Source organism: Luteolibacter luteus, assembly GCF_012913485.1.
Classification (GTDB): Bacteria; Verrucomicrobiota; Verrucomicrobiia; order Verrucomicrobiales; family Akkermansiaceae; genus Haloferula; species Haloferula lutea.
This window is the reverse complement of record NZ_CP051774.1, coordinates 4513098-4532855: the sequence shown is the minus strand read 5'-3', so window position 1 is coordinate 4532855 and position 19758 is coordinate 4513098. Positions and strand designations below refer to the sequence as shown.

Annotated in this window: 17 protein-coding genes; 9 read left to right on the top strand and 8 right to left on the bottom strand. The window is 61.6% G+C overall.

Features of this window, described 5'->3' with window-relative positions; genetic code table 11:
- Nucleotides 1-198 precede the first annotated feature (198 nt).
- The 7 genes from HHL09_RS18750 (at nt 199) to HHL09_RS18720 (ending at nt 10707) form a co-directional block, all read left to right on the top strand.
- Nucleotides 199-2103: a potassium transporter Kup gene (locus tag HHL09_RS18750; RefSeq protein ID WP_169456160.1), complete on the top strand. Its 1905-nt coding sequence runs from the start codon at nt 199-201 to the stop codon at nt 2101-2103.
- A gap of 68 nt (nt 2104-2171) precedes the next feature.
- The gene (locus tag HHL09_RS18745; RefSeq protein ID WP_169456159.1) at nt 2172-2726 is read left to right on the top strand and encodes a hypothetical protein; all 555 of its coding nucleotides are present in this window, start codon (nt 2172-2174) and stop codon (nt 2724-2726) included.
- 363 nt (nt 2727-3089) lie between these two features.
- The gene (locus HHL09_RS18740) at nt 3090-4097 is read left to right on the top strand and encodes a patatin-like phospholipase family protein (RefSeq protein ID WP_169456158.1); all 1008 of its coding nucleotides are present in this window, start codon (nt 3090-3092) and stop codon (nt 4095-4097) included.
- The gene (locus HHL09_RS18735; protein ID WP_240963661.1) at nt 4051-5514 is read left to right on the top strand and encodes a phenylacetate--CoA ligase family protein; all 1464 of its coding nucleotides are present in this window, start codon (nt 4051-4053) and stop codon (nt 5512-5514) included. The genes HHL09_RS18740 and HHL09_RS18735 overlap by 47 nt, the downstream gene beginning before the upstream one ends.
- Nucleotides 5515-5517: 3 nt before the next feature.
- Entirely contained in the window at nt 5518-6774 is a 1257-nt protein-coding gene (locus tag HHL09_RS18730) for a thiolase family protein (RefSeq protein ID WP_169456157.1), read from the top strand.
- Nucleotides 6775-6818: 44 nt separating this feature from the next.
- Nucleotides 6819-8855, top strand: coding sequence for a 3-hydroxyacyl-CoA dehydrogenase NAD-binding domain-containing protein (locus HHL09_RS18725; protein ID WP_169456156.1), 2037 nt, complete (start codon nt 6819-6821; stop codon nt 8853-8855).
- Nucleotides 8818-10707: an acyl-CoA dehydrogenase family protein gene (locus HHL09_RS18720; RefSeq protein WP_169456155.1), complete on the top strand. Its 1890-nt coding sequence runs from the start codon at nt 8818-8820 to the stop codon at nt 10705-10707. The genes HHL09_RS18725 and HHL09_RS18720 overlap by 38 nt, the downstream gene beginning before the upstream one ends.
- Nucleotides 10708-10723: 16 nt before the next feature.
- Here the strand turns inward: HHL09_RS18720 and HHL09_RS18715 are convergent, their stop codons facing one another.
- The 6 genes from HHL09_RS18715 to HHL09_RS18690 all read right to left on the bottom strand — a co-directional run bounded on the left by HHL09_RS18715 (nt 10724) and on the right by HHL09_RS18690 (nt 15273).
- On the bottom strand, nt 10724-11890 hold the full coding sequence (locus tag HHL09_RS18715; RefSeq protein WP_169456154.1) for a hypothetical protein: 1167 nt from the start codon (nt 11888-11890) through the stop codon (nt 10724-10726).
- Nucleotides 11887-12432: a hypothetical protein gene (locus tag HHL09_RS18710; protein WP_169456153.1), complete on the bottom strand. Its 546-nt coding sequence runs from the start codon at nt 12430-12432 to the stop codon at nt 11887-11889. Before HHL09_RS18710 ends, HHL09_RS18715 begins: the two co-directional genes overlap by 4 nt.
- Complete coding sequence (locus tag HHL09_RS18705) at nt 12429-13298, bottom strand: hypothetical protein (RefSeq protein WP_169456152.1); 870 nt, start codon at nt 13296-13298, stop codon at nt 12429-12431. Before HHL09_RS18705 ends, HHL09_RS18710 begins: the two co-directional genes overlap by 4 nt.
- Before the next feature lie 277 nt (nt 13299-13575).
- Nucleotides 13576-14625, bottom strand: a complete 1050-nt coding sequence (locus HHL09_RS18700; protein ID WP_169456151.1) for an NUDIX domain-containing protein — start codon at nt 14623-14625, stop codon at nt 13576-13578.
- Between the two features lie 26 nt (nt 14626-14651).
- On the bottom strand, nt 14652-15023 hold the full coding sequence (locus HHL09_RS18695) for a DciA family protein (RefSeq protein WP_169456150.1): 372 nt from the start codon (nt 15021-15023) through the stop codon (nt 14652-14654).
- Between the two features lie 13 nt (nt 15024-15036).
- Nucleotides 15037-15273, bottom strand: coding sequence for a ferredoxin (locus HHL09_RS18690; RefSeq protein ID WP_169456149.1), 237 nt, complete (start codon nt 15271-15273; stop codon nt 15037-15039).
- Between the two features lie 419 nt (nt 15274-15692).
- On the opposite strand from HHL09_RS18690, the gene HHL09_RS26695 reads away from it, so the two are divergent.
- Both HHL09_RS26695 and hemQ read left to right on the top strand, forming a co-directional pair.
- Complete coding sequence (locus HHL09_RS26695; RefSeq protein ID WP_169456148.1) at nt 15693-16571, top strand: hypothetical protein; 879 nt, start codon at nt 15693-15695, stop codon at nt 16569-16571.
- A 2-nt stretch (nt 16572-16573) separates the two neighbouring features.
- Nucleotides 16574-17401, top strand: a complete 828-nt coding sequence (gene hemQ / locus HHL09_RS18680; RefSeq protein ID WP_169456147.1) for a hydrogen peroxide-dependent heme synthase — start codon at nt 16574-16576, stop codon at nt 17399-17401.
- 74 nt (nt 17402-17475) lie between these two features.
- On the opposite strand, the gene HHL09_RS18675 is transcribed toward hemQ, so the two are convergent.
- Together HHL09_RS18675 and HHL09_RS18670 are read right to left on the bottom strand one after the other, a co-directional pair.
- On the bottom strand, nt 17476-18741 hold the full coding sequence (locus HHL09_RS18675; RefSeq protein WP_169456146.1) for a PDZ domain-containing protein: 1266 nt from the start codon (nt 18739-18741) through the stop codon (nt 17476-17478).
- Nucleotides 18742-18758: 17 nt separating this feature from the next.
- The gene (locus HHL09_RS18670) at nt 18759-19721 is read right to left on the bottom strand and encodes a S1C family serine protease (RefSeq protein ID WP_169456145.1); all 963 of its coding nucleotides are present in this window, start codon (nt 19719-19721) and stop codon (nt 18759-18761) included.
- Nucleotides 19722-19758: the final 37 nt, after the last annotated feature.

Below are 19758 nucleotides of genomic sequence, written 5' to 3'. Positions count from 1 at the left end.
CGCCTGCGTCCAGCGGGGATTCGCTGGATGTCACTGACGTTCGCGTCACCCGCCTTGCAACGTTTGAATCGCCAGGCCCCGCAGTTGCGGTTCTAGCGGGATTTCAAGCTTTTTCGGCGCTTCCCCGGCCGGGCTTTTCGCTGGCCAGCCGGTCCGGAGAGTGCTTGGAAAGCGGCGCGGACGATCCGTTCCGCGATCATGAACAATTCTTCCGACGGCCATTCCGGCCGCCAACCAAAACTCGCAGCCGCCACCCTCGCGGCCCTCGGAATTGTTTTCGGCGATATCGGCACCAGCCCGCTTTACTCGTTCCGCGAGTGCTTCGCGCCCCACGGCATCGACCCGACGCCCCTGACAGCCACGAATCTGGTCGGCGCGGCCTCCCTCATCGTCTGGGCACTGATCCTGGTTGTTTCGGTCAAATATGTCCTGATCATCCTCAGGCTGGATAACAAGGGCGAGGGCGGCATCCTCGCCCTTTCTGCACTCATCCGCTCCGGAGCCCGCCGCCTCGGCGGCCGCGATCCGAAATCCGTCCTCCTTCTCGGCCTGGCCGGCTCCTCGCTGATCTACGCGGACGGGATGATCACCCCCTCCATCTCCGTGCTCTCCGCGGTGGAGGGCCTTTCCGTCGTCTCCCCGAATCTCAGCCAATACGTTGTTCCGATCGCGATCCTGATCCTGATCGGCATGTTTGCCATCCAGCGGCATGGCACGGGCAAAGTCGGCATCCTTTTCGGCCCGATCGTTCTCCTGTGGTTCACGACCTTGGGCCTCCTCGGCATCCGTTCGATCATCGCCCACCCGGAGGTCCTCACCGCCCTCTCCCCTACCGCGGGCATCACTTTCCTGGTCCGTGAATGGCACCACGCCTTCCCGCTGCTGGCGGCCGTCTTCCTCGCCGTCACCGGGGGTGAGGCGCTCTACGCGGACCTCGGCCACTTCGGCACCCGGCCGATCCGGGTCGGCTGGTTCACCGTCGCCCTGCCGGGCCTGGTGCTGAACTACCTCGGCCAGGCCGCACTTCTCAGCTACGATCCCAGCGCGCTCCGCGCGCCTTTCTTCCTGCTCGCGCCGGACATGATGCGCGTGCCGCTCACCATTCTCGCCACGGCCTCCGCGGCCATCGCCAGCCAGGCCCTCATTTCCGGCGCCTTCTCCCTCACCACCCAGGCGGTCCAGCTCGGCTGCCTCCCGCGCGTCCGCATCCGCCACACCTCGGAGCATTCCGTCGGTCAGGTCTACGTCCCTTCGATCAACCGCTTCCTGATGGTGGCCTGTATCGTCCTGGTCGCCACCTTCAAGAGCTCTGCCGCATTGGCTGGCGCCTACGGCATCGCCATCGTGCTGACCATGGTCATCACCTCCTTCCTCTTCTACTCCGCCGCACGCACGGCTTGGGGTTGGTCCGGGAAGAAAGCCGGCGTGGTCACGGGTCTCTTCCTGATCCTCGAACTCCCGTTCCTCGCCGCGAATTCGCTGAAGATCATCCACGGCGGCTGGCTGCCGCTCGTCGTCGCCGGCATCGCCATGTCCATCATGGTCACGTGGCTCTGGGGCCGCGCCCGCCTCTACGCCCGCCTTTCCCGCGAGGCCCTGCCGGTCGACGCCCTGCTGAGCGACCTGAAACGCGGCAGCATCCACCGAGTCTCCGGCACCGCCGTCTACATGAGCGGCCGCGGCGACACCGTGCCGACCGCCCTGCTCCACAACCTGAAGCACAACCAGGTGCTCCACGAAAAAGTGGTGCTCCTCCACGTCGCCACCCTCGACCAACCCTACGTCGAGGAAGACGCCTGCGCGAAGCACGTCGATCTCGGCCAAGGCGTCCATCGCGTGGATCTGAACTTCGGTTTCGCGGACACCCCCGATGTTCCCGAGGCCTTGAAGAAGCGCCTCCCCGAAGCAGTCCGCTTCCACCCCGGAAAGGCCACCTTCTTCCTCGGTCGAGAAACCTACGGTGTCGGTAAAAACGCCAGCGCCCTCGACCGCATCCGCCTCGCCTTGTTCGCAATCATGGCGCGCAACGCATCTCCGGCGACGGCCTATTTCCGTCTCCCCCCCGGGCGCGTGGTGGAACTGGGCGCGCAGATCACCTTGTAGCGGCACCTTGATCGAAATCGCCGCCCCAGCCTGTAGAGGAAAACTTCAGGCCAAGTGGCATTGCGCTCATGAATCCCCTTCTCCCCCTTGCTGCCTTGATACTTCCGTTCGCCTGCATGGCTGGCGAGCCAGGGGACTATCAAACCGAGCCCAAGGTCCTTCTCAAGATTGTCTCCGCTCTGGAGAACTCCGGGATCGACCGATTGACCTCTCGAAAACCGCAGGGAGAAAATAACACCTACCATCTGGGCTCGGCAAAGTTTCTCGGGACGGTCACCCGCGCGGGCAAAAACTACACCATCGCCTACGCCCTCTTTCTGAGGTCCAGCCCGCCGGACCAACTCACACCACCGGCACGGGGCCACCATTTCATCGTGGTGTTGGATTCCGATTGGCGGGTTTCGGGCTTCGGCAACGTGGAGATGGGAGAATACCAGATGTCCGGGGCCAAGCTCTTTGTTCGCGACGGTTGGGATGCGGATGCCCGGATACTCGCAGACTTCGCTTCGACGGAGCCTGCCATCCGCCATGCCGGTTATCCCCTGTTGAACATGGACTACCCTTTTCTCGACCGGATTTCCCGGAAGGACGGAGAAACGGAAGCTCACGAGGGGGCGAAGTGACAGAAGTCCGGAGGGGACCACTGGGAAAGGTTCAGAAATCGCCACGATTCCGGCAGACTTTGGTCATGCCCTCATTCTTCTCTTCCCCGCTCCCATGCCTTCGTTCACCTCCGCAGTTCCCGCCGGATCGCCTGTTATTTTCCCTGTTTTAACAGGCGGAACAGGCGCCCTCTCCAGCCCGCTCCGCGAGGAATTTCTCCGCTTCCCACACCCTCGTCTCCATTGGAAATGAGGGGTGCCTCCACATTTCTTCCCTTTCAAACACTCTGTGCGTCGGAGTTGATTTGAAATCTTCCCGGGGCTGTCCTATTGTTAGGTGGATCGAAAAGATCCGTTCACCGGAACCAGAAAGGACCCTCGCCCATGCTTGGCAAAATCCTGCGATTCTTCCGCGCCGACCCTCGTCCCGAGCGACGGGAAAGGCCGCTTGATGACGCTCCTTTGCCGAAGCTCGGGTTAGCCCTCTCTTCCGGCGGCGCACGTGGCCTCGCCCACGTTGGAGTGCTGCAGGTCCTCGAGGAAAATGGCATTGAGATCCACTCCATCGCCGGCTCCAGCATGGGTGCTTACATCGGCGCGCTGTGGGCTGCCGGGTTCTCCGGGAAGGACTTGGAAAACCTCGCCGCAGAGATGCATGACCGCAGGCAATTGTGGCGCTTGGCCGATCCCATGATCCCGCCCATGAAAGGCCTTTTCCGCGGACTGAAGGCGCGGGCTCACCTCGAACGCTCCTTGGGCGACATCAAGTTCGAAGACCTCGAACGCCGTGTCCTCGTGGTAGCTGTCGATATCGATTCGAAGGAGCGCATGGTTTTCCGCCACGGCAGGATCGCCGATGCGGTCCATGCTTCCTGTGCGATGCCCGGCATCATCGCGCCGGTGCTGATCAATGGCCACCGTTGTGTCGATGGTGGCGTCATAGATCCGGTTCCGGTCGGTGCCTTGCACAAGTTCACGGATGTCGATCGGGTGATCGCGGTTTCGGTGGTGCCCACCTTTGCCGATGTCGATGAAGGACGCTGCCTGACGGAGGAGGACATCCCCCCGAGTTGGTACCGGCGCCTCGGCACCGCGATCAATGGCAACCTGAACCTGCTCGCCCGCGGAAACATGATCGACACCTTCCGTCAGAGCATCCGCGCCGCGCAGATCCGCTTGGCCCACGAATCTTGCAAGAAGGCGGATGTTTGCCTGCGACCGGAACATTTCTTCGCCCCGTGGCATGACTACTCCGGCTTCCGCCGGTTCATCGATGCGGGGCGCAAGGTGGCAACCGAGCAACTGGACGAAATCCGCGCCCTGCTCGAACCCAATTCCAAGACCCATGAAATCGCGCCCTTCAAACCCATGGTGGGCCACGACGTCGCGTGACGAACTCCACCACCGCCAGGATGTGCTGCTGAGGCACTTCCTGAAGGATCGCGTGGTGCCTTTCACCGCTTACTACTCGAAGCTCTTCAAGGAGCTCGGCATGGAAGCGGGCGACATCCGTGGCACGGACGATCTGGCAAAGCTGCCCTTCACCTCGAAGCGCTTGATCGAAAACCCGCGGGACTTCGTGATCATCCCGGATGAGCACGTCCTGAAGCACCAGTGGTCCACGCTCCGCTATGCGCTGACCCATGGCCCCTCCGCCACCAAGACGATGCTGGAGGAAGAATTGCGCCCCATCCTTCTCACCAGCACCACCGGCCGCTCCGCCGCACCCGTCCCCTTCCTCTATTCGAAACACGACATTGTGAATCTTGAGGAAGGCGGCCGCCGCATGATGGAGCTCTGCAAATCCGATCCCTCCTGGCGGCACATCAATGCCTTCCCTTTCGCCCCGCACCTCGCCTTCTGGTTGGCCCACCACGCGGGCACCGGCTTCAATACCTTCATGCTTTCCACCGGCGGTGGAAAGACCATGGGCACTGATGGCAACCTGCGCCTGATCGGGAAGATCCAGCCGGACGCGATCATCGCGATGCCGACCTTCCTCTATCACCTCCTCCAACAGGCGGCGGCGGAGAAGCAACAGTGGACCAATCTCAAGCGCATCGTACTCGGCGGCGAGAAAGTGCCGAACGGGATGCGCCGGAAACTGCGCGCCCTCTGCGAGGAAATCGGATCTCCCGGCGTATCCATCATGTCCACCTATGGTTTCACCGAAGCCAAGGTCGCGTGGACCGAATGCATGCCGCCGGATGGTGAAGAACCCTCCGGATTTCATGTTTATCCGGACATGACTTTCCTCGAAATCATCAATCCCGAAACGGGCGAAAGGGTGCCGGACGGGCAGCCCGGCGAGATCGTCTGCACCCCGCTGGATGCACGCGGCACCGTGGTGATGCGCTACCGCACCGGCGACCTCATCGATGGAGGGATCACCTATGAGGCCTGTCCTCATTGCGGGCGCACCTGCCCGCGTTTGTTAGGAAAGATCTCCCGCGTCTCCGACATGCGCCGCCTGAACATCGGCAAGCTCAAGGGCACCCTGGTCGACTTCAATGCGCTGGAAAACCTGCTGGATGACACCGAGGGACTCGGTGCCTGGCAGATCGAGCTACGGAAACGTAACGATGACCCGCTGGAAAGCGACGTCGTCCTCGTTCACGCGACGCCGATCAACGGCGGCAACCCGGAAGATCTCAAACAAAAGATTTCCTCCCGCTTCGGGAATGCGGTGGAGTTTGCACCGAATGAGATCCTCTTCCACACGTGGGACGAGATCCGCCGCATGCAAGGCGTGGGAAAAGAATTAAAGGAACAAAAGGTGGTCGATCACCGGCCATCCACCGATAACTAACACATGGCAGATCTTCATATCATCGCCGGCCTCCGGACACCCTTCACCCGGATGGGCACCGATTTCGACGAGCTCGGCGCAGACGACCTCGGACGCCACGCCTGCAGCGCCTTGCTGCTGCGCACCGGCATTGATCCGGGCCTCATCGACGAGGTCATCATCGGCTGCGTGGCCCAACCGGCGGAAGCCGCGAACATCGCCCGCGTGATCGCCCTTCGTTCCGGCGTTCCGGAGAAAGTGCCCGCCGTGACCGTGCATCGGAACTGCGCTTCCGGGATGGAAGCCATCACCGCTGCCCATCAGCGCATGATGGCCGGGCAAGGTGACCTCTTCCTTGTGGGCGGGGCTGAGAGCATGTCCCAAGTGCCATTGTTTTATTCTCACACGGCTTCCAACAAATTCGGTGCCCTTTCCCGCGCCAAGGAGTTCGGCCAGAAGGTCGGAGCTGTCGCAACACTTCGTCCGGCGGATCTCAAGCCACGCGTCGGACTGCAACTTGGCCTGACCGATCCTTACAGCGGGCTCATCATGGGCGACACCGCGGAGCTTCTTGCCCGGGAATTCCACATCACCCGCGAGCAGCAGGACGCCTTCGCCGCAGCCTCACATCGCAAGGCGCTCGCCGCCACCGATCGCCGTGCGGAGGAAATCGCCCCCGTACATCAGTCGGGCAAGTCCGTGGATCTCGACAATGGCGTGCGTCAGGACTCCACACCGGAGAAGCTGGGGAAGCTCCGCCCGATCTTCGACACCCATGGTGGCAGCGTTACCGCAGGCAATAGCTCCCAAATCACCGACGGAGCCGTGGCGCTTCTCGTCGGCAGCGAGGACGCGGCGAAGCGCCTCGGCATCGAACCGCTCGGCCGGCTCACCGGCTATGCTTACACTGGCTGCGATCCGAAACGCATGGGACTCGGTCCCGTGCATGCCATCGCAAAGGCACGCCAGATCACCGGCCTTACCCCGGATGACGCGGACTTGATCGAGATCAACGAGGCTTTCGCAGCCCAAGTGCTTGCCGTGCTCGCCGCGTTGAAAGACCCCTCGATCTGCGGACAGGAACTCCAAGCCACCGAGATCCCGCATGAGAAACTGAACCGCCTCGGCGGTGCCATCGCCCTGGGCCATCCGGTCGGGGCCACAGGCGCCCGTCTGGTTCTTACCGCACTCCATCAACTCCGCGAAACCGGCGGCAAGCGCGCTCTCGCCTCCCTCTGCGTCGGCGGTGGCCAAGGTGCGGCACTTTGGCTCGAACGCTAACCCCGATGACTCCTTCCATTTCGCCCCTCCAGTCCCGACCGGCCATGAATCACCTTCAACTCCAGACCCACGGCAACTACGCGATCCTCACCTTCGACCGCGAAGGTTCTTCGGCGAATATCTTCGACAGGCCCGCGCTCGTGGAGCTTTCCGAAAAGCTGGATGCCCTTGCCGCGCATCCGGAACTGAAGGGTTTGGTGATCCGCTCTGCCAAGCCAACGATCTTCGTCGCGGGCGCCGACCTCAAGGTGCTGTCCTCGGTCGAAGGAGCCGAACTCCGCGATCTGATCGAACTTGGCCAGGCAACCTTCGAGAAGCTGGCCCACCTCCCCTATGCCACGATTGCCGCAATCAACGGCGCTTGTGTCGGCGGTGGTTTCGAACTCGCCTTGGCCTGCGATTGGCGTGTGGCCAGTGATGCCCCGGCAACGAAGATCGGCCTGCCGGAGACCAGCTTGGGCATCCTCCCCGCATGGGGCGGCACGACCCGACTGCCGCGTCTGATCGGCCTGCCAGCCGCCCTGCCGCTGATCCTTGGAGGCAAGATCATGAATGCCCGCGCCGCAAAGGCGAAAGGCCTGGTGGACGAGGTCGTCGCACCGGAAAATCTCGATCAAGTCGCTCTCACCTACCTCACCAAAGGCAAGCGTCGGGTGAAGAGCCATCGGCTTTCCAACAGTGCCCTCACTGCGCCCTTGATCGAGGCGAAGGCGAAGCATGACCTGATGGCGAAAACCCGCGGGCTTTATCCTGCGCAGCTTGCCGCGCTGGAGGTGGCATCGAATGCCGCCCATGGCCTTGTTTCCGACGGCCTTCACCACGAGCGCGAGGCAATTCTACGGCTCGCGGGACGCCCGGAGACCCATCAGCTGATGAGACTCTTCTTCCTGCAAGAGCGCGCGAAGAAGCATCGCGTGGTGGAAGCGGAGCCGAAGACCATCGGTCGCTGCGCCGTGATCGGTGCGGGGGTGATGGGCTCGGGCATCGCCTACTGGCTCAGCACCCGCGGCCACGAGGTGGTGCTTCGTGAAGTGAACGAAGAAGCACTGGCCCGCGGCATGAAGGTCATCTCGAAGAACTATGCCGATGCCCGCAAGCATCACGTGCTCACCGAGCATCAGGTGAATCGGGGAATGGACCGCCTCTTCCCGACCTCCCAGCCGGTGCCCTTGGACCGCTGCGATCTGGTGATCGAGGCTGCTGTGGAGAAACTGGAGATCAAGAAGAAGATCTTCGCCGATCTCGCCACCCGGACCCGCCCCGACACGATCCTTGCGACAAACACTTCGGCTCTCCCGATCCGGGAACTTGCGGAATCCATCCCCAATCCGGAGCGCTTGGTCGGCTTGCACTTCTTCAATCCCGTGCACCGCATGCCACTCGTCGAAGTGGTGCGCTCCTCCCACACCTCCGACACCGTGCTGGCTACCGCCGTCGCCTTCGTCCGCTCGATCGGCAAGCTGCCGGTGGTGGTGAAGGATTCCCCGGGATTCCTGGTGAACCGCATCCTGATGCCTTACCTGGTGGAAGCAGCGCAACTCTTCGAACGCGGTGGCGATCCCCAGCAGATTGATGATGCGATGCTCGACTTCGGCATGCCGATGGGCCCCTTGCGCCTGCTCGACGAGGTCGGACTTGATGTCGCGGGCGATGTGGCAAAAACCCTCGCCGATGCCTTTCCCGACCGCATGAAGATCCCTGAAGTCCTTGGACTGCTTGTTTCTGCGGGACACACCGGCCGCAAGTCCGGGTCCGGATTTTTCAATTACGATGGACACCGTACTTCGACGAATCCGATCGCGCTCGCGCTGCGCACCGGCAAGGAAGCCGCCCCGGCGGACATCGCCTCGCATCTTGCGATGGCCATGAGCCGCGAGGCACGCATGTGCCTGGATGAAGGCATCGCCGGGACCGCTGATGACATCGACCTCGCGATGGTTCTGGGCACCGGTTACGCGCCATTCCGCGGCGGTCCGATGCAATACGCTCTCGATGTGGCAAGCCGCCCCAGGGGCGGAACCAACCCCAACAATCCGAAATCCCATGAAAGCAGCACCCGAAGCCCCACCCTCGTCACCTAAGGCTGGACCGGACCGCGGTGTTCCCGACAAGCGTCCCGAACCCGCAAGCGACTCAATCATCGACACGACAAAGATGTCGGCTGGCCAGCGGGCGGCGCTGGAGCTGGCGGAGTCATCCCGGGATAGCCGAGAATTGAGCGGTTTCGCCGCTTCGCTCTTCGATGGCTCACCGGATTTCAGGGCGATCTTTCCCTTCCCCATGCAAGACCCTGCGGCCAAGGCCGAGGGCGATGCCTTCCTCGAGAAGCTCGGCGCCTTTCTCCGCGACAAGACCGACCCCGATGCCATCGACCGCGAGGGCGAGATTCCGGATGAGGTGATTGGCGGCCTCGCCACCTTGGGCGCCTTCGGGATCAAGATCCCGAAGGAACTCGGCGGCCTCGGGCTTTCGCAGACCAATTACTCCCGCGCCGCGATGCTTCTCGGCGGCCACTGCGGGAACCTCACGGCACTGCTTTCCGCCCACCAATCGATCGGAATTCCGCAGCCGCTGATCGCCTTCGGCACCGACGAGCAGAAAAAGAAATATCTGCCGCGCTGCGCCAGCGGTGACATCTCGGCCTTCGCCCTCACGGAGACGGAGGTCGGCTCCGACCCCGCGCGGATGAAGACCTCTGCCAAGCTCTCCGAGGATGGCAGCCACTGGGTACTCGATGGCGAGAAGCTGTGGTGCACCAACGGCCTCAAGGCGAAGCACCTGATCGTGATGGCCCGCACCCCGTTGCCGGACAAGCCGAATGCGATCACCGCTTTCATCGTCGAGACCTCGTGGCCGGGCGTGGAGATCGTGACGCGTTGCCACTTCATGGGCCTGAAGGCGCTCTACAACGGCGTGATCCGCTTCAGCGGCGTGAAAATCCCGCGCGAGAACGTCGTCGCGGGCGAGGGCAAGGGCCTCAAGGTTGCTCTGACCACGCTCAATACCGGGCGCCTCACCTTGCCAGCTGCTTGCGTGGGCCTGATCGATCGCTGCTTGGAAATCGCCCTCGATTGGTCGCGGAATCGCGAGCAGTGGGGCCAAGCGATCGGCAAGCATGAGGCAATCGCCGGCAAGCTCGCCGACCTCGCGGCGGATGCCTTCGCCACCGAAGCCATGGTCCGCTACACCTCGGCCTTGGTCGATGTCGACAAGCACGCCGACATCCGCCTCGAAGCCGCGATGGCCAAGCTGTGGGGCACCGAGGCCGGCTGGCGTGCTGCGGACAGCACCATGCAGATCAAGGGTGGCCGCGGCTATGAAACTGCGGATTCCCTCCGCGCCCGCGGCGACAAACCCGACCCCATCGAACGCCTGCTGCGCGACAGCCGCATCAACACGATTTTCGAAGGCTCCACGGAGATCATGCATCTCTTCATCGCCCGTGAAGCGCTGGATCCACACTTGCGCCGGGGTGCCGCCGCACTCGATAGCCGCAAGGCCACCGGTGATCGCCTCAACGCGGCCGTGAAGGCAGGACTCTTCTACGCGAAGTGGTATCCCGTCCGCTGGCTCCCTGCATCATCTCACCTACCTCACGACCTCGACTCCGGTCTTGCGAAGGGAATGCGCGATGTCGCGAAACTCAGCCGCAAGCTTGCGCGAACGCTCTTCCATTCAATGGCGAAGAACGGCCCGAAGCTTGAACGCCGCCAGCTTTTGCTGGGTCGTCTCGTGGACATCGGCTCCGAGTTGCTCGCCATGAGCGCCGCCGCGGCTTATGCCCATGCCCTCGGCGACGAAAGATCGATCCAAACGGCCCGCTTTGTCTGCCGTCGCGGCAAGCAACGCATCGAGGCCCTCTTCACCGAAGCATCCAAAGCACCGGACTCCGACGCCTACCGTCTCGCGAAGAAGCTGCTCGGGAAGGACTGATACCGGCAACGATCCCTTACTTCTCCGTGTCCGCCAAGGTGCCGCGAACTTCGATCGTGCGGTCCAAGTCGAAGCTGACATAGGACACGCGTTCCGGCTGCCGCGAGTTGAAGGGTGTTACGGTGAGAACTTCAATGGTATAGGTCCCATCCCCACCCAAGTCGCTTGCCTCGATATTCAGGGGCACCACCGCGTTCTGCGGCGCATAGGTATTGAAGGAGATCACCGTGGATCCTAGGATCTTACCTGAGCGGCCCAGCAAGGGACTACCCTTGTAGATCTGCGCATAGGCCACGCTATCCGGATAGAGATCCTTGAAGACCACACGCGCCTCCGGTGGCACCCCGAGGTAGCGCTTCCCCTGTTCGATGCCTTCCACCTTTGCTTCACACATCGGCCAGATCTGGATCGCGGCGGAAGCAATGTTCACCTGTCGTCCCTTGTTATCCAGCGGCACCTTCGCCACATAGCTTTCCTCGCCGATCATCTTGGTGGGCCGCTCGAATGGCAGCGCCCCGTAGATGACGGAATCGGTAAAGTCGCCGTTCTTGCTGAACTCGTAGGCGTCGCTGTAGGTCCCCTGCCCCGTACCATTCGGGAAAGGCACGTGCAAATCGGGGTGGTAGACCTTGAAGTCACGCTGCATCACCGTCTTTGTGACGCCACCGCGGGGATCAGCGGGATCTGCAAGATTCCGCACCGCAAAGGTCATCGAATAGGGACGATCCGCCCGCGTGCGCGGAGGGAAATAGGGGTCCTCGGAGCGCAAGATGATCGTCCCCTGCGGCAGGTGGGTGCCTACCGTGGTTTCGTCGATCAACTTCGGCATGGGTGGCTGATCGCCACCACCTCCCAAGGTGATGTCGAGATGAATCCCCAGGACATCCAGGTCGACGAGGTGCGAATCGAGCGAGACATTGACGTGCGCCAGATTACCCGCATTCAGATCGAGCAGGCTCCACGGGCTATAGGTCTCATCCTCGTAGGCGTATAACTGGAAGACGGCACCTTCGCTCTCCAAGCGTTTCGACATCACGTCGCCGGTAGTGCCGGAGATCGGAATATCATAGACCACCGCCTGATTCTCGATCAGTTGGATTTGTCGGATGAAATCGACCGCTCTAACGGACGAACCGGAACATGCCGCGATGGCGACGAAGAGAGCGGGGAGTCGGGTTTTCATGGCTTCGACGGAGTTGTGGAAGGCTTGATCAGAACCGTCACCGGGTTGTTTCGCAGGGTGGCGACTACCATCTTTCCTCCCGCCTTGAAGGAGGCCCGGTCACTTTCCGAAATCGGAGCTTCGCCTTTCACCTGGGCCAAACTGACTTCGTGGGTAGCAAGCCAACTGCGATTCGCGGTGAGGAAATCCGGCCAGCTCAGCATCGTCTTGCTCGCACCGCTGATCAGGCGGATCGAATGAGCATCGGGGTAATATAGAACCGATCCTTTGGGCAGGATCGTTCCGGTTTCCCCAAAACTTAGGAACTGGGAGAACTCGGCCAGTCCGTAACCCTTCTCTTTGCGAGGAACAATCTTCGGACTCACCGTTCCGCCCGCTTCCCGGCGAGCCGCCAGCGCTTCGTCATTCGGCAGGTCAGCGGTAGGCGCAAGAGCGCCCGGAGGTAGAACCTCGGGACCGATGCCGCCTTTGCGGGCATCCTCGGCTTCGGAAGCTTGAAGGAACGCCAGCCAGGCGAAGACAAAGATGAAGCAGGGTCTCATGGCAGAAGTTGAACCTTGAGCCAGCCGTTTCCTTGCGTGCCGCTGAGGTCAATGGCCACGGAAAGGAGATCCGGCGTCTGTATCTGGGGCAGATTGATCGGCCCGTTGTTGACTGTCGGGCCGCTCGGCGGGGTGCCGATGACCGTGAGGTTGATGTCCCCGAGATCGAGCCCGATGAAAGGCGGACGGAATACCGGCGGGAGTTCGACGCGGTCGATGCGATAGGATAGCGGCACGGCACTTCCATAAATTACCGAATTCGTCGCCACCGAGATGTCCCCGGTCATGACCGGAGGCGCCGGATGATATTCGCCGAGGACGTAAAAGTGCCCGCTCGGATTCAGATTGTAGTAAGAAGGACTCAGCAGCCCCGGCAGGAGAGCAGTGAGAAGATTCGAACCAACCATATGGAAGGAGAGGTTCACGTTCACCGGATTCCGCGGATCGCATAGGGTCCAGCGTGTGCCGTACTTGAGCAGAGGTCCCACCGCCGCGCCCGGAGTGGAACTGGTGACCGAAAGCTTCTCCGGATAAAGCTGCGTGAGGCCGGTCTGAAGCTGGACGAAAGCAGTCGAATCGACCACCGCACCTGTCGGGATCACACCGAGCAGCTTCTGGTGGAATTTCCCGCCGGATATCAGCGTGTTGACCGCCTTGTCACCAAGCACGAGACGACCGGCCACGCCGTAGACCTCATAGCGGTAAGGCTTCCCGAGCGAGACGGAGCCGGAGCGATTGTTTTCAGAAAGAGTCACCGAGCCCGTCATCCCTGGAGCCCAGCAAGTCACCTGCCCCTCCGCCAAAGGCACGAGGGTCCAGAGTGCGATGCACGTAACAATCGCACGGAAAAAATTCCGCGGTTCCATGGCTGGTTGTAAGGGTGGGGCCGTCCGCCGCGAGGGAACGCGAGCAAACAGCTGGGGGTGACGGCAGGTGGGACTGCCAGGATGAGTGCCGGATGCCAACCCGCCCGGTGCCTCACGGTCGCCGCAGGGGTAATTGCATCATCAGAGTTATAACTCCGATTGCCCGCATCCAACAACGGACAGCTGGGACCATTTTCTTATCCCAAGGCTAAAGCTTTATTTTACAGCCCTTTGTAATATCGACCCAACAGTTAGCCGACACCCCAAAATCAGCCATTTAAGCGAGATCCCCCACCAAGCCTTGTATCATCGCCTCGTCCAGCAAGATCCGCGTGGGACGATTGAGATCAAATGTCAGAGCCTCCGCCGCGCTCACCCAACGGTATTCTTGCGCCTCGTCATTGAGAGTCACCTCCGCGGGCGAGACACGCGCAACGTAGTTGAGCAGGAGAAAATGCTCGGGACGGAGAAACTCCTCTGAGTCGATGCTGTCCTGCACCATGACGAAACGTGGCTCCGCAATCTCGAGGCCGGTCTCTTCCCTGACCTCACGACGCAGGGCATCCAAGGAACTTTCGCCGCGGCGGATCTTCCCCCCTGGAATCCCCCAGCGATGCCCCCACTTGTGGGTCTTCACCATCAGAAGTTTCCCACCATCATCGTGAAGCAGCGCACCGACGGTGGCGATGGGCCGTGATCTCCAGCCCGGCCGATCGAACAGGCGGCGCAGGACCTCCAGGTCCGGCACCGTGAGATCCGGCTTTGCTTGGGCCAGTGCCCCGGCGTGGGTATAGCCGGTGAGCACTGCAATGGAGGTCATCTTGCCATGCCGCGCGGTATCAATGTCGTGGGTCATATCTCCCACAAAGGCGCTCTCCGCCGGGTCGAGGCGGTGGGCTTCCAGAATCCCGAGAATCTTTTCGCGCTTGTCGAGGACCCCCGAATAGGTCGCCTCGAAGAAATCCGCCAAACCAAGATCAACGAGCTGCTTGGCAAAGGCCTCGCTATCCATGCTGGTCAGCACGAAGCAGCGGATCCCGTGGTCCCGGCACCACTCAAGCTTTTCTCTGGCATGTGGCAGAATGGTGACCGGAGCCGTGGACGCGGCAAAAGCCTGACGAAAATGGACCTCCAGTTCCTCCAAGGCCACCCCGGGCAGGATCTCTTCATAAAAGTCCCGGTAAGGCAGCCGGAAGCGGAGCCGGAAAGCCTCACGATCCAACGGCGCCACACCGTAGATGGAAAAGACATGATTGGTCGCCTCCAGCACCGGCGGCAAGTCATCCACCAAGGTCCCGGACCAGTCGAAAATCAGATTGCGAAACATGAGGGGAAATTCGTCATCCGGCTCTCTCAGCCCACGGCAAAGCGGATCGACTTCACCACGTCCGCACCGGCGGCCTTCTGCATGTTCTTAAGAAGCTGCCCTTTCATCTGCTCCAAATGAAAGCGCATGGCGGGCTGAAGGACATGGAGTGTCACACAGCCGCCCTTGAGGGAAACGGGAGTGGCATGCCGGGCCACGAAGTCACCCGCGACTTCTTTCCACATCTCGCGCAAGCGCTCTTCGTCGATGCCCTCCGTGGCGCCCGCTTGACGCAGGATCGCCGCAAGGAAGTCTTTCGGAAGGTGAAGGCGCTCGTCGAGATGGGTCGGCTCATCTCCTCCCCGCCAATCCCGGAGCACCGCGCGTCGAATCGCATCGAGCCGGGATTCCTTGGCCATCGGAGGAAAGCGTTCAATCCTCGCCGTCGTCTCCGATCGCCTCGACCGGACAACCTTCCATGGCCTCGCGGCACATGGCCTTCTCCTCTTCGTTCTCCGGCTGCTTGTACACGTAGGAGTATCCTTCGTCGTCGGAGCGGGTGAAATTGTTCGGCGCGGTTTCGCGGCAAAGATCACAATCGATGCACTGGCTATCGACGTAGAATTTGCCAGTTACGTTTTCCCGGTTCTTGTCTTCGCGGTCGGCCATCGGAGAGGTAATGCTGCTCCCGTCTGCATCGCCCCCCTGCGCCCCGCATGCAACCCTTTTTCCCATCTGGTGCAGGCAAGGATTCCACTGGCCAAGGAGGGGCGCGGTTCCTAAACCGGTGCGCGCCTTCGCCCATGTCCGTCGATCCTCCAAGCCCATCCGGTTCCCCGGAACGTGATCGCCCCGTCTCGCCGGATGCTTCCCCGGAAGTTCCCGATGCTGACTTGTGGAACCTCGATGAGGATCTGCCAGCCAAACCGACAGCGGCCCCGACCCCTAGAGCGGCATCCAAAAAGCCGCCGGTGGAAGAAATCGGCCAGGAATCGGGCGGCAATCCCGAAAAAACCCTCCAACGGGCAAAAACACGCACTCGAGCGGCCGAAAAGCCGAAGGAGGACCTTTTCTCATCCGCACCAGCCGTGCGTAGCTCGCCGGATGAAATCGGGGAACTTGACCACGATGAGTTCGCAGACGAGCCGGAGGAAACCGCCACGCTCAAGGTAATTCCCGAGAGCGAGATCTCCCCGGCTGACCCCGCCCCAGCCCCCACTCCTAATCCGGTCCCCGCCCCCGCCACCACCCCGGCAGTGGTCAAGGCCAAGGCGGATCCTGCGCCGGCTCCTGTCCCGGTCGTGGAGAACGCGGCTCCGGCGACCCTTGAGACATCCCCGAAATCATCCAACGAGCCACGCCACAACCGGCCCCCAACTGCGGCAAAAACCCAAGACACTCCGTGGACCCGCCCCAGCCGGCGGGACATCATGAGCTTGGGAGCTTTCTCCTTCGTCCTGCTCCTCGTCGCGATCTGGGTGATTTCCCGTTTCTTCACGCAGCTTCACTTCCAGAGCAAGCTGGTGGACATGCCGGACTTCCCGGTAAGCGGCCAGCACGCCAGCGTGGCCACCGCCGAAACCTACTGGCGGGAGCCAGTCCGGGAGGGCCCGTCCCGCGATGTTGCCAAGCGCGAGGTAGTCATGATCCCCGTGCTCGATCTCAGCCTCGACCCTGGCAAGTCTCCCCAAGGGGCCCTGCGTATCATTTTCCGGAACCACGAAGGCATGCCCATCGGCGACCCCATCACCCGCTCCTTCAATGGCGGCCGCTTCGATGCCTCCGGTAGCGAAAAGATATCCTTCCCCTCAACCAATGGCTTCACGGACAAGGGAGTCTTCAACGGCTACCGCACCCGTACCGGCCGCCCTTGGATGGCGGATGTGATGGAAGGCCCCTCGGTCGACGCTCCTGCCGGGAGCTTCAAGCTGCTCGTCCAGATTCCCGTTTTACCTCAGCCCCGCTGATCATGTCTGAATCCACGATTTCTCCCTTGGTGCCACGCGAAGGCTGGCACGTGATGCACCTCTTCTATCAGATCGATCACTCCCAATGGTCGATCCTCGGCGATGACGAGAAACGCGCGGCCAAAACACGCCTGACCGAGCTGGTGCAGGAGATTCGTGCCACCAAGGATACCCACCTCCTCACCTTCTCGATCGCCACGCCGAAGGCTGATATCGGCTTCATGCTCCTGACTCCCGATCTCCAGGTGGCAAACGCTTTCGAGAAGCAGCTCACGCTTTCACTGGGACCCGAGATCCTCAGCCCGGCCTACTCCTATCTCTCGCAGACCGAGCGCTCCGAATACACCACCAGCTCCGAGCAGTATGCCAAGGAGACCCTGATCGGCGAAAAGGGCCTCACCGAAGGCAGCCCTGAGTTCGAGCAGGCCTTGAAGGAGTTCGATGAACGCATGGAGCACTACCTCAAACACCGGCTCTATCCGGTGCTCCCGGACTGGCCGGTCGTTTGCTTCTACCCGATGTCGAAGCGCCGCTCCGGAGCGGACAACTGGTACTCGCTCGATTTCGAAGCACGCCGCGAGTTCATGTCAGGCCACGCCCGCGTGGGTCGCCACTACTCCGGTCGGATCCTTCAGCTCATCACCGGCTCCACCGGCCTCGATGAACATGAATGGGGCGTGACCCTTCTCGCCAAGGACACCATCGACATCAAGGCGATCGTGTACGAAATGCGCTTTGATGAAGTCTCGGCCCGCTTCGCGGAATTCGGAGACTTCTACATCGGCATGCAGCTCCCGCTGGATCAATTGTTCCGGCGGGTCTGCCTGTAAGCTTCTTCAAAGCGGAAGACCTTAAAAGAAAAAGCCCGGCACAAAGTGCCGGGCTTTTTCTTTTAAAGATCGTCCTACTCCTCGATGCCTTCCATCTCAGCGCGCATCTTCTCCATCAGTCGGCCCATGTCTTCCAGGTTGCGGCGGAGGCGGTCGGCAGCACCGGGCTCGATCGGCACGGCGCGCGGTGCCCGCTGGGAACGCGGCAGCGCATCGTCAATCGCAGCCTGCATTTGCTCTTCTTCCTCTTCGGCCATCGCCTGAGCCTCTTCCGGAGTGACAGGTGCCTTCGCCAGCAATTCCGTGAGGTGAGCCGCAGGAACAATGAAGCTGCGCGTGCGGTCGGCGCGGGCGATGGCAATCCCGACCACATTTCCATCCAAGTCCACCACCGGTCCACCACAACGCTTGCGGTCCAGCTGCATGTCGGTCTGGATCACCGAGGGGAAACCGGTCCGGACAAGGCTCAACTCCGTGCCCATGCGCTCCATGACCCGCAGGCGGGCATTCGGAAATTCGAAATTCGCCGCTTTCTGGCCCGCTTTCAGTTCCACCTGAACAGAAGCTTCGGCTCCCTTCCGGAGATAATGCACATCAAGCTTCTCCCCGGGGCCGCGGCCACTCAGGGCATTCTTCATTTCGAAGAGACTGTTCACCTCGCGGTTGCCAATTGAAGAAATGATATCGCCAACCTTCAGGCCAGCATCGGCAGCACCACCTTCAGGCACCACTTCTTGAATCATCACACCTTTCCCCTTGTGTCGGGGATCCATTTTGATGCCCAGAAAGGCCTGGTCCTGCTCCCGCAGTGAACGGGCTTCCACCGCCACCACACCCACGCTGGCAGGCGTATCATCGGGAGAGGCTGCCACCAGGAAGCGTCCGAGCTTGGGCGCCTCGCCGGCCTTCAGCGTCACCGGGCGGAAATGCGGACCTTCCAGTTGCAGGAGGGCAAGGTCATCATCCTGATAGACGCCTACGACCTTGGCCTTCGCCGTCATGCCGTCTCCGCCCACCACCTGGACTGCTCCTTTCGCCATGGCGATCTCGCTCCACTTGGTGAGCACTTTGGTACCGTCATCGATCACCGTGCCAAAGGACACGGGCTTGCTTCCGCGCCCGGTATTCGCCCAGACCCACACGGTAGACTCTACCGCGGCCCGCGACGCGGGACGGATTGCATCGAAAAGCTGGATCGTCTGATCCTGCACCGCGCGCACCTCTTCCGGACGCACCAGGGAATCCGGGTCGATGTCACCGGAGCGTTGCTGGGTCCGCTGGGCGCTCGCTCCCGCAAGGAGCGCAGCATTCGCGAGAATCAAAAGGGAATTGGTTTTCATCTGCCGATGGAAAGCGATTATTGATCGAGTTGCTTCTGGGTCATCAGCGTGACCTCGTATTCGTGCGGCGAGCCGTCGCGGATGATACCCACTTTGACTTTGTCGCCCGCCTGTTTCTTCACCAGAAGACGCATCAGACTGGCACCATTCCCGACCTTCTCGCCGTTAATGGTGGTCACGATGTCGCCCGGCCTGACACCCGCTTGGCCGGCATTCTTCTTTACGGAAGCCACCATGACACCGCCTCCGCGAACCGGAGCCCCGAGACCGATCCCCAAGAAAGGGCGCTCGGGATTGAGGAAGGGATTCATTTGCAGTTCTCCCCACACCTCGCCCGCCAGCAGGCGATCCCAGTCTTCCTTGAAGCCATCCACACCGGCGTGGTTGTTGTTCTTCAGGGATTGGCCGATGGAGGAATTGATCCCCACCACCTTGCCATCCAGATCATAGAGCGGGCCACCCGAGTCACCGCCGATAAGCGTGCAATCCGTGGTCAGGAAATTTCCCGGACCATCGGAAACCACGCGACCAAATCGAATGGGCGGCGTGCGGGCCGCGTCAAAGCCCGCGGAATGTCCCATAGCGATCACCCAGTCCCCCGCTTCAAGCGGCTTGGAGGTGCCTCGTTCCATGAAGGGCCAAGGGCCCTTTTCCTCGATTTGCACCATCCCGATATCTTTCGAGAGGTTCGCGCCGAGAACCTTGCCGGTGACTTGCTTCCCGTCGGGAAAAACCACCAGCACCTTCTCCGCGCCTTCGATCACGTGGGCGGCCGTCAGAATCAGGCCGTCCGGCGTCGTGATGACCCCGGAACCGGAGGCTCCGGAATCTTCCGAAATCAGAGCCACGGTGGCAGGCATCGCCTTTTTCGCCACGGCAGCTATTTTCTCTTCGAGCTTGCGCACGTCCTCGATCGAGCCCACGGCGTCGCGAGCCCACAACGGGCAAAGCGAGGCGGCTGCGAGTATCGCTCCAGTCACTCCTTGGAAAAATCTCCTGTGCTTCATCGCTTTCTCA